The following is a 7,883-nucleotide window of genomic DNA, read 5'->3' as shown; positions in this document are numbered from 1 at the left end:
AAAGTGAGCATGATGTGCATTGCTTGAACGGTGTGGGTTAGCATGAACGAGGAAATCGGAAAAATTCAGGTTCAAGCTGCAAAGAGGATTAGGGTCTTTTTATTTTTTCGGTGCCTTGCTCCGCTCCCTTCCTTCTCTCTCGGTCGGTTTCATCGCCTAAACGCTCTGCTTTCTCCAAAGAACGTCTCATGACCTCGATCCGATCTGCTTCTCCATAAGGCACGATCAAAAAAAATAATAGACCCATTCGATGGTCCTGAATAGCGTAACAACAGGCATTTTCGTGCCTCATTTGATCCGTTATTTTCTTTAACGTGCCTAAAGTATATTTTCGGTTCCCGGTTTTCTGTTTTTCTTTACCTGATCAAACGGGATAAACGTGCAAAGCCCCCGGGCAGCGAGTTCACATGCCTTGCCATGATCGGCTGGCGGCTTGACTGTCAAGCACTGATAATGAGGTTGAGTCAATAACATTAGTTAACTTAACTTTCGTAGCATGAAATCGGCAAACTTGCAAGAAGGGGATTCGAATTCCTCAGAACCCAGTAGCTACAAAGGTTTAAGTGGATTTGGGCTCTGCGAAAGTTGGGATATTAAGTCGAAAAGACGAAAGAAAGGATGAATTTTAATGATACCGGGAGAAAAAATATAAATCTGGACGAAATGAGAGAGGGTGAAAAGAAAGAAGGGACAGCTTTCCGTTGAAGGAAGAACGAGCTGTCCATTTTTTGCTAGTCAGTCAGCAGAAAACCGGCACGTTCCAGGGCCTGACATGCCTGATCAAGCCGTTCCTGATCTGGCGCAGTCAGCGTATGAAGATGAATGCCGCCGGTCAGCTCCGACAAATAGGATGCGTTGGTGGAAGTGATGCGCAGAATAAATTCATGAACGTCCTGGCGGGTGGAAGCCAGAATGGGAGCGGTAATCTCACCGTAAACCGGGTGCTCGACAATGACGTCCTTCACAGTAACCCCGTAATCCACAATCAGCTGCAGTTCCTCCTCAGTCCGCTCGGGACCGTGCTGAACGGCGACAATCCGTTCAATCGGCCTGTCGGAAGCCTCGGGTGTTGCCAAATACATATAACCCTGGCTTGTTGCCATAATCGGTTCATTCCTCGCCTTAAGCAGTGTAATATCCTGCACAATAACCTGGCGCGATACGGATGCCCTGCGGGCCAGTTCGCTGCCAGTAAGCGGGGAATGCTCCTTCAGCCATTGCAGCAGCTTCTCTCTCCGCTCTGTACCACTTAGCTTAGTCTCTTCGTTCATCTATTTTAATCCTCCTTTTACACAGCTATAGCTTGTTTATCGCCGTTTCATGCAGAGTGCTCAGCAGCGAATCCACTTCCTGCAGAGTTGTATGCTGTCCGAAAGAAATGCGTATGAAACGGAGAGCCTCCTGATCTGACGTCCCCAAAGCTTTGACGGAAGGGGACGGCTCCTGCTGTCCTGCGGCGCATGCGCTTCCGGTGGATATGCTTATCCCGCTGCGGTTGCATTCTAACATTATATACTGTCCTTCGGCTTTCAGAAAATAGCAGCCTGCAATATGAGGCACCACCTGTACGTGGGTTTCGTCCACTACAGACTGTAAAGGGATGCCGAGTCGATGCGCCTCCGTGAAAAGATGGGATCTTAATATCCGGAAATACTGCGAGAGCTCTGTCATTTGCCGGACCATTGCCTTAGCGGCGGTCACAAAGGCGCCGATACCCGGAACGTTGACAGTGCCCGGCCGGAAGCCTTTTTCATGCGTGGTTCCGGGGTAGACGGGCTTCCATTCGACTCCGGGGCGAATATACACCGCTCCCACTCCTTTCGGACCGTAAACCTTGTGGCTGGATACTGTAAGTACATCGAAGCCCAGCTCATCCGCATGAACGGGTATTTTACCGAAGGTTTGAACCGCATCGGTATGCAGGAGGATATTGCGTTTTTTTAGAACTGGTGACAGCTCCTGCAAGTCCTGAATGATCCCGGTTTCCGAATTGGCATGCTGTATGGAGACGAGCCCCGTATTCGCCCTTATATGGCTGAGCAGAATTTCAGGGGTGATCCGACCGCTGCCGTCCGGCTGTATGATGGAGATTTCCCAGCCCTGGCTCTGCAGCAAAGCCGCCAGATTGCGGATCGATGAATGCTCCACCGAGGTAGTAATAAAATGCCTCCGGTCCGCGGGCAGCCCGTTTAATACGGATTGCAGAGCAAGTATGTTGGATTCCGTACCCCCGCTTGTAAAATAGATTCCATCCTCATGTCCATGAATCAGGGCGGCGAGCTTCTTGCGGCAGTAATTAAGGATATGCTCGGCTTTCCCACCTGCGTCGTGCAGGCTGCTTGCATTCCCGTAGACCTCTTTATTCAATTCTTGAAACACCTGCATGGCTTCTTCGCTCATCGGGGCAGATGCGGCGTAGTCGAGATATATCATTTTTTCTCTCCTCTATGCGGAAGTCAAATATCAAATAAAAACCTTGAGTTTATTGTAGGGATGTGTAAATATAAGTGTCAAGACACATGTAACGACAAGAGGTGTTGATATGTTCGATCGATCGGTAATTGTGATTGGCGGCGGAGCTGCGGCGCTGTCCCTGGCTGCGGCAATGCCCGAAGATATACAGATAACGCTGCTTACCAAGAGCACTACTGCTCGCAGCAACTCTATGCTGGCACAGGGAGGAATTGCCTCTTTCCACCAGACAGGAGATTCTGCGGCGGAACATCTGGCCGATACGCTCTCTGCCGGGGGTAGACACAATGACGTTAATGTGGCCACCAGTATCATTCAAGACGGCAGGCGTATGATTGAGCGGCTGCTGGAGCAGCGATTCCCCTTTGACCTTGATAAGTATGGAGAACCACAGCTTGGTCGGGAAGGGGGGCACCACAGGAACCGGATTTTCCATGCAGGCGGGGATGCGACAGGTAGAATGCTGGTGCAGCATCTGGCGGGGCGTCTGCAAGAGAATGTCCGGGTGATGGAGCAGGTCACGGTGTATGAGCTGCTGTTGGAACAGGGCAGATGCATGGGAGTGCTTGCCAGCCATGAGGAGACAGGGCTGTTTGAGATGAGGGCGGGTGCCGTGGTTATCGCGACCGGAGGTTGCGGCAGCCTGTTCAGCCGTCATACCAATGATGCAACGGTAACCGGCGACGGCCTCATGATGGCTTACGAGGCAGGCGCCGAGCTAACAGATTTGGAATTCACCCAGTTTCATCCGACCCTGCTCGTTCATGAGGACATTTGCTACGGACTCGTTTCCGAGGCGGTGCGCGGTGAGGGAGGAGTAATCCGGGACGAAAACGGCAGACGCATTATGAGCGGACGACATGCGATGGGTGACCTTGCTCCGCGTGACGTGGTAGCCAGGGTGATGCATGAGGAAATCCGCAGCGGACACTCCCTGTATATCGATATCAGCGGATGCGACGATTTTACTGACCGGTTTCCGACGATCTCAAGCATATGCGAGGCTGCGGGGGTGGATATCAGCGAGGGCCGTATTCCGGTTGCTCCGGGCATGCATTTTCTAATGGGAGGCATCCGTGTAAACGAATGGGGTGAGAGCACTGTCCCAGGCTTGTATGCAATAGGTGAGGCCGCTTGCACGGGTCTGCACGGAGCCAATCGGCTGGCCAGCAACTCGCTGCTGGAAGCTTTGGTCATGGGCGACCGGGTGGCACAGCGGATTGCACAGGTAGTGCCTGCCCGGATAACAGACGAGAGCGCGCATAGCCTTTCGGTACAGGATAGGGACGGCTGTTATGAAGTTCCCCGTATCCCCCTTGAAGAGCTGCAGCGGCGCATGAATGAGTCTGTGTCCATCCAAAGGAGCGGGGAAGAGCTTCAAGCCCTGTACCGCTGGCTGCATGAAGTGCAAACCGACCCCATTCATGTGCAAAAGATCACAAAAGAACAGCTTGAGCGCCTCCATTTGTGGCAGCTTGCCAAGCTCGTTACAGCCTCTGCATTGCTGCGCGAAGAAAGCAGGGGCGCCCATTATCGGACCGATTTTCCTGCAACCGATGATGCGGGATGGAAAGGAAAGCAAATCATTCACAGCCGGAACGGCATACAAATCAGAGAAAATGAAGGGATTGCGCAATCATGGAACGTTTACAGCTGAAAAGAATGCTGGAAGCTTTTTTCACTGAGGATATCGGGAATGGCGATTTGACGTCTTCCCTGATCTTCGGGGATCAGGTCTGTGAAGCTGTCATTCACAGTAAGGGCAGCGGCATCTTCGCGGGCAGCGATATGATCCGGGAGGGCTTCGCGCTGCTTGATGCGGACATTGAGGTTGAGATGTGCAGGAGAGACGGAGATCCACTGGGACCCGGCACTGTTATTGCCGAGCTAAAAGGCCGCGCGGCGTCGCTTTTGACGGGAGAAAGGGTCGTGCTGAATCTCATTCAGCGAATGTCGGGTATTGCGACTTTAACAAGGGAGTGTGTGACAAGGCTCAATGATTCAAGCATCCGTCTCTGTGACACCCGAAAGACCACTCCCGGTCTAAGAACGCTTGAAAAATACGCTGTTCGCATTGGCGGCGGTTATAACCACCGCTTCGGGCTCTATGACGGCATCATGATCAAGGATAACCATATCGCCGCCTGCGGCTCCATCAAGGAGGCTGTTGCCAAGGTCCGCAGCGCCGCGGGACATATGGTCAAGATCGAGGTGGAAATCGAGGATGAGGAGCAGCTTCAGGAGGCGATTGAGGCAGGCGCGGATGTCATCATGTTTGATAACTGCCCGCCGGATACGGTCCGCAAATTCGCCGCACTGACCCCGCCGCATATCGTGACAGAGGCTTCGGGAGGTATTACCCCGGACAGCCTGCCTTTATTCCGTGGGACTGGAGTGAACTGCATTTCGCTCGGATTTTTGACGCATTCGGTGCAAAGCCTTGATATCAGCATGGACGTGAAAATATAGAATGGCGTGATTTAAAAAACTATGGGAGAGGAATGAGGAACAATGTCTATTCTGGAAGCGTTGAACGGGCGGCACGGAATGATGCCGGAGCATTATAAGCACATGTTGACAGCCGAGATGGAGCAGCGGGTTATTACGCTCAAAGAAAAGTTCGGCAAAAGGCTGCTCATCCCCGGCCACCATTATCAGAAGGACGAAGTGATTCAATTTGCCGATATTACCGGCGATTCACTGCAGCTTGCGCAGCAGTCCGCAATGAATACAGAGGCTGAATATATCGTATTTTGCGGAGTTCACTTTATGGCTGAAACCGCCGACATGCTGACCTCGGAGCAGCAGACGGTCATCCTGCCTGACATGCGGGCAGGATGCTCCATGGCTGATATGGCGGATATCATGCAGACGGAGAGGGCGTGGCAGGAGCTGCAGACCCTGTTCGGAGACACCATACTGCCTTTAACATACGTGAACTCTACTGCAGAGATCAAGGCTTTTGTCGGGAGAAACGGCGGAGCTACCGTGACGTCTTCCAATGCCAGCAAAATAGTGGATTGGGCGCTCAAGCAGAAGCAGCGGATCCTCTTCCTGCCGGATCAGCATCTGGGACGGAATACCGCTTATGATTTGGGCGTGCCCTTGGAGCAGATGGCGGTATGGGACCCGCATCAGAACAGACTGCTGACGGAACAAGACCCGGAAACCATCAAAGTTATTTTATGGAAAGGGCACTGCTCTGTGCATGAGAAATTTACTGTTGAGAATGTGCTTAGGCAAAGGGAGACGGACCCCGAAGTCCGCATCATCGTGCATCCGGAATGTTCGCATGAAGTGGTGCAGCTGGCAGATTGCGCGGGCTCGACCAAATTCATCATCGAGACGATCCGCAATGCGGCGCCAGGCACCAAATGGGCGGTAGGCACAGAGATGAACCTTGTGCAAAGAATCATCCGCGAGCACCCCGAACAGCACATTGTTTCCCTCAATCCCGACATGTGCCCGTGCCTGACCATGAACCGTATCGACCTTCCTCATCTGTTGTGGTCGCTTGAGTCCATTGATCAGGGGAATCCGGCAGGAATTGTAAAAGTGCCGTCCCATATCCAGCGCGAAGCGGTGCTGGCTTTGGACAAAATGCTCCATATTGTTTAACATGTAAGGATACAGACCTAAGCCGCCAGCTTGGGCTGTATCCTTTTTTTCGTACAAAAGCGTTCATTGCCAGGCAAAACGGGTATTAAGACAGCAATGAAGGAGTGAGCGCATGACAGCAAGAGATTATTATTTCGATAATGTAAAATTTGTATTGATTGCACTCGTCGTTACCGGACATTTGATTGAGCCGCTTGGCTCAGAGCCTTTTTTGCGGCCGCTGTATTTGTTTATTTACGCTTTTCATATCCCGCTGTTTGTTCTGGTATCAGGCTATTTCTGCAAAAACCTGAGCAGCAGCGAATATACCAACAAGGTGATCAGCAGGCTGGTTGTTCCTTATGTTATTTTCGAAACGCTGTATTCTTTGTTTGATTATTACGTGCTCGGTGAACAGACGCTGAAGTTTTCCTACTTTACGCCATATTGGCTGATGTGGTTTTTGTTCAGCATGATTTTGTGGAAGGCGGCATTGCCTTATGCTGTCAAAATCCGCTATGCGCTGCCCATATCCATCATCGTTGCCATTCTGGCCGGTTACGCGAATGATGCCCAGTATTATGCAAGTATTTCGCGCACATTGGTTTTCTTCCCGTTTTTCCTCGCCGGTTATTATTTGAAGAGGGAGCATATTTCCCGTCTGCGGACCCCGCTAATACGATGTATAGCGGTTATCGTCGTTTTGGCAGCAGCCGCGGTAATGATTTTGTTCGGAAACGGTTTTGAGGAGAAATGGTTTTACGGCAGCGTTCCTTATGAAGCCATAGGGCACCCGGAATGGAGCGCAGGCCTGTACCGGGCGGCTGTATATGCCGGGACGGTTTTGCTTGGTGGAGCAGTGTTGGTGCTTGTGCCGGAAAAAAGGATTCCGCTGATTACCGCCGGAGGAAGAAATACGCTGTACACCTACCTGCTGCACGGATTCATCATCAAGTATTTGGCGAAGGCCAGTGGCTTTTACGCGTTGCTCCGCTATCCGGCGCTGCAGATGCTTCTTCCGGTGGCGGGAATCCTACTGACTGTACTGCTGTCAGGCGGCGGCATCCGTCACTTGTTTAAATGGCTGGTGGAGCCGCGGCTGAACAGATTGTTTAAAAAGCCGCTAAGCAATCGGAGCCAAAGCCATACCATAAGCAGATAGATTCGTATAGACAAAGGGAGTGCATTCCTTGAAAAGAAAATACGGAGACCGTTCAGATTGGGAGCGTGTGCTGGATAGAGAATATGCACAGTCGTATCTTGAAATGGAAAACTATAAAGGGTACTTAATTCCCTTATAAAAGGTGGAAATTTCACGTTATTGAAGCTTTCAGAGGAACATAAAGATTTCCTTTTACAAAAACTCCAAAAGTGATAAAACTCTATTTGGCACATTTCTTTCTTACGGTTGTGATATCGCTTATTCGGACGAAAAAAGCAAAGTTACTTTTTTAACGGTCGTGTGCGCGTTTATTTAGGCGAAACAGTCCCTTTAGCTGTTGAAAAATGGGACATAAGCTCGCTGGCAGCCGTTACATCTTGAACCCCCACGTTTTTGCCCAAATAGCGTCGCTTACAACCGCTAGAATTTTCGCGCTTTTTACGTATCCGCACTTGTTCCACGCTCAAGCGCCCGCACCTCTCAACAGACGAAAGGAGTGTCCCAGGTTAAGAATGATATGCTCCCCATATAGTAGACAGGTGAAAAAACAAAAACCTGTTACTGTATGGGGAGTATTTTATGGAGAAAAAGAAATTTACGGCATTTGAAAAATTAACGATCCTTCAAGAAATAAAGCAGGGATTGATCGGGA

Annotated in this window: 6 protein-coding genes; 4 read left to right on the top strand and 2 right to left on the bottom strand. The window is 50.8% G+C overall.

All coding sequences use genetic code 11. The features are described from left to right. Window positions 1-731: 731 nt before the first annotated feature. Both ACI1P2_RS31265 and ACI1P2_RS31260 read right to left on the bottom strand, forming a co-directional pair. Window positions 732-1,271: a transcription repressor NadR gene (locus ACI1P2_RS31265; protein ID WP_355327669.1), complete on the bottom strand. Its 540-nt coding sequence runs from the start codon at window positions 1,269-1,271 to the stop codon at window positions 732-734. 25 nt (window positions 1,272-1,296) lie between these two features. Further along, window positions 1,297-2,433, bottom strand: coding sequence for an IscS subfamily cysteine desulfurase (locus tag ACI1P2_RS31260; protein WP_355327666.1), 1,137 nt, complete (start codon window positions 2,431-2,433; stop codon window positions 1,297-1,299). Window positions 2,434-2,542: 109 nt separating this feature from the next. Between ACI1P2_RS31260 and nadB the strand changes: the two genes are divergently transcribed. The 4 genes from nadB (at window position 2,543) to ACI1P2_RS31240 (ending at window position 7,231) form a co-directional block, all read left to right on the top strand. Further along, entirely contained in the window at window positions 2,543-4,129 is a 1,587-nt protein-coding gene (gene nadB / locus ACI1P2_RS31255; protein ID WP_355327663.1) for an L-aspartate oxidase, read from the top strand. Continuing rightward, window positions 4,111-4,941, top strand: coding sequence for a carboxylating nicotinate-nucleotide diphosphorylase (gene nadC / locus ACI1P2_RS31250; RefSeq protein WP_355327660.1), 831 nt, complete (start codon window positions 4,111-4,113; stop codon window positions 4,939-4,941). Before nadB ends, nadC begins: the two co-directional genes overlap by 19 nt. Window positions 4,942-4,983: 42 nt before the next feature. Beyond that, window positions 4,984-6,090 carry a quinolinate synthase NadA gene (gene nadA / locus ACI1P2_RS31245; RefSeq protein ID WP_355327657.1) on the top strand — a complete coding sequence of 369 codons (1,107 nt, stop codon included), beginning with the start codon at window positions 4,984-4,986 and terminating at the stop codon, window positions 6,088-6,090. Between the two features lie 112 nt (window positions 6,091-6,202). Beyond that, window positions 6,203-7,231, top strand: coding sequence for an acyltransferase family protein (locus tag ACI1P2_RS31240; protein WP_355327654.1), 1,029 nt, complete (start codon window positions 6,203-6,205; stop codon window positions 7,229-7,231). The last annotated feature ends 652 nt before the right edge of the window (window positions 7,232-7,883 follow it).

The organism is Paenibacillus jiangxiensis (genome assembly GCF_046098255.1).
GTDB lineage: Bacteria > Bacillota > Bacilli > Paenibacillales > Paenibacillaceae > Paenibacillus > Paenibacillus jiagnxiensis.
The sequence above is the reverse complement of the archived record's forward strand: the minus strand, read 5'-3'. Positions and strand labels throughout refer to the sequence as shown.

Excerpts from the sequence above, each read along its gene's own strand:
- ACI1P2_RS31265 (WP_355327669.1), bottom strand. The coding sequence starts at position 1,271 with ATGAACGAAGAGACTAAGCTAAGTGGTACAGAGCGGAGAGAGAAGCTG.
- ACI1P2_RS31260 (WP_355327666.1), bottom strand. The coding sequence starts at position 2,433 with ATGATATATCTCGACTACGCCGCATCTGCCCCGATGAGCGAAGAAGCC.
- nadB (WP_355327663.1), top strand. The coding sequence starts at position 2,543 with ATGTTCGATCGATCGGTAATTGTGATTGGCGGCGGAGCTGCGGCGCTG.
- nadC (WP_355327660.1), top strand. The coding sequence starts at position 4,111 with ATGGAACGTTTACAGCTGAAAAGAATGCTGGAAGCTTTTTTCACTGAG.
- nadA (WP_355327657.1), top strand. The coding sequence starts at position 4,984 with ATGTCTATTCTGGAAGCGTTGAACGGGCGGCACGGAATGATGCCGGAG.
- ACI1P2_RS31240 (WP_355327654.1), top strand. The coding sequence starts at position 6,203 with ATGACAGCAAGAGATTATTATTTCGATAATGTAAAATTTGTATTGATT.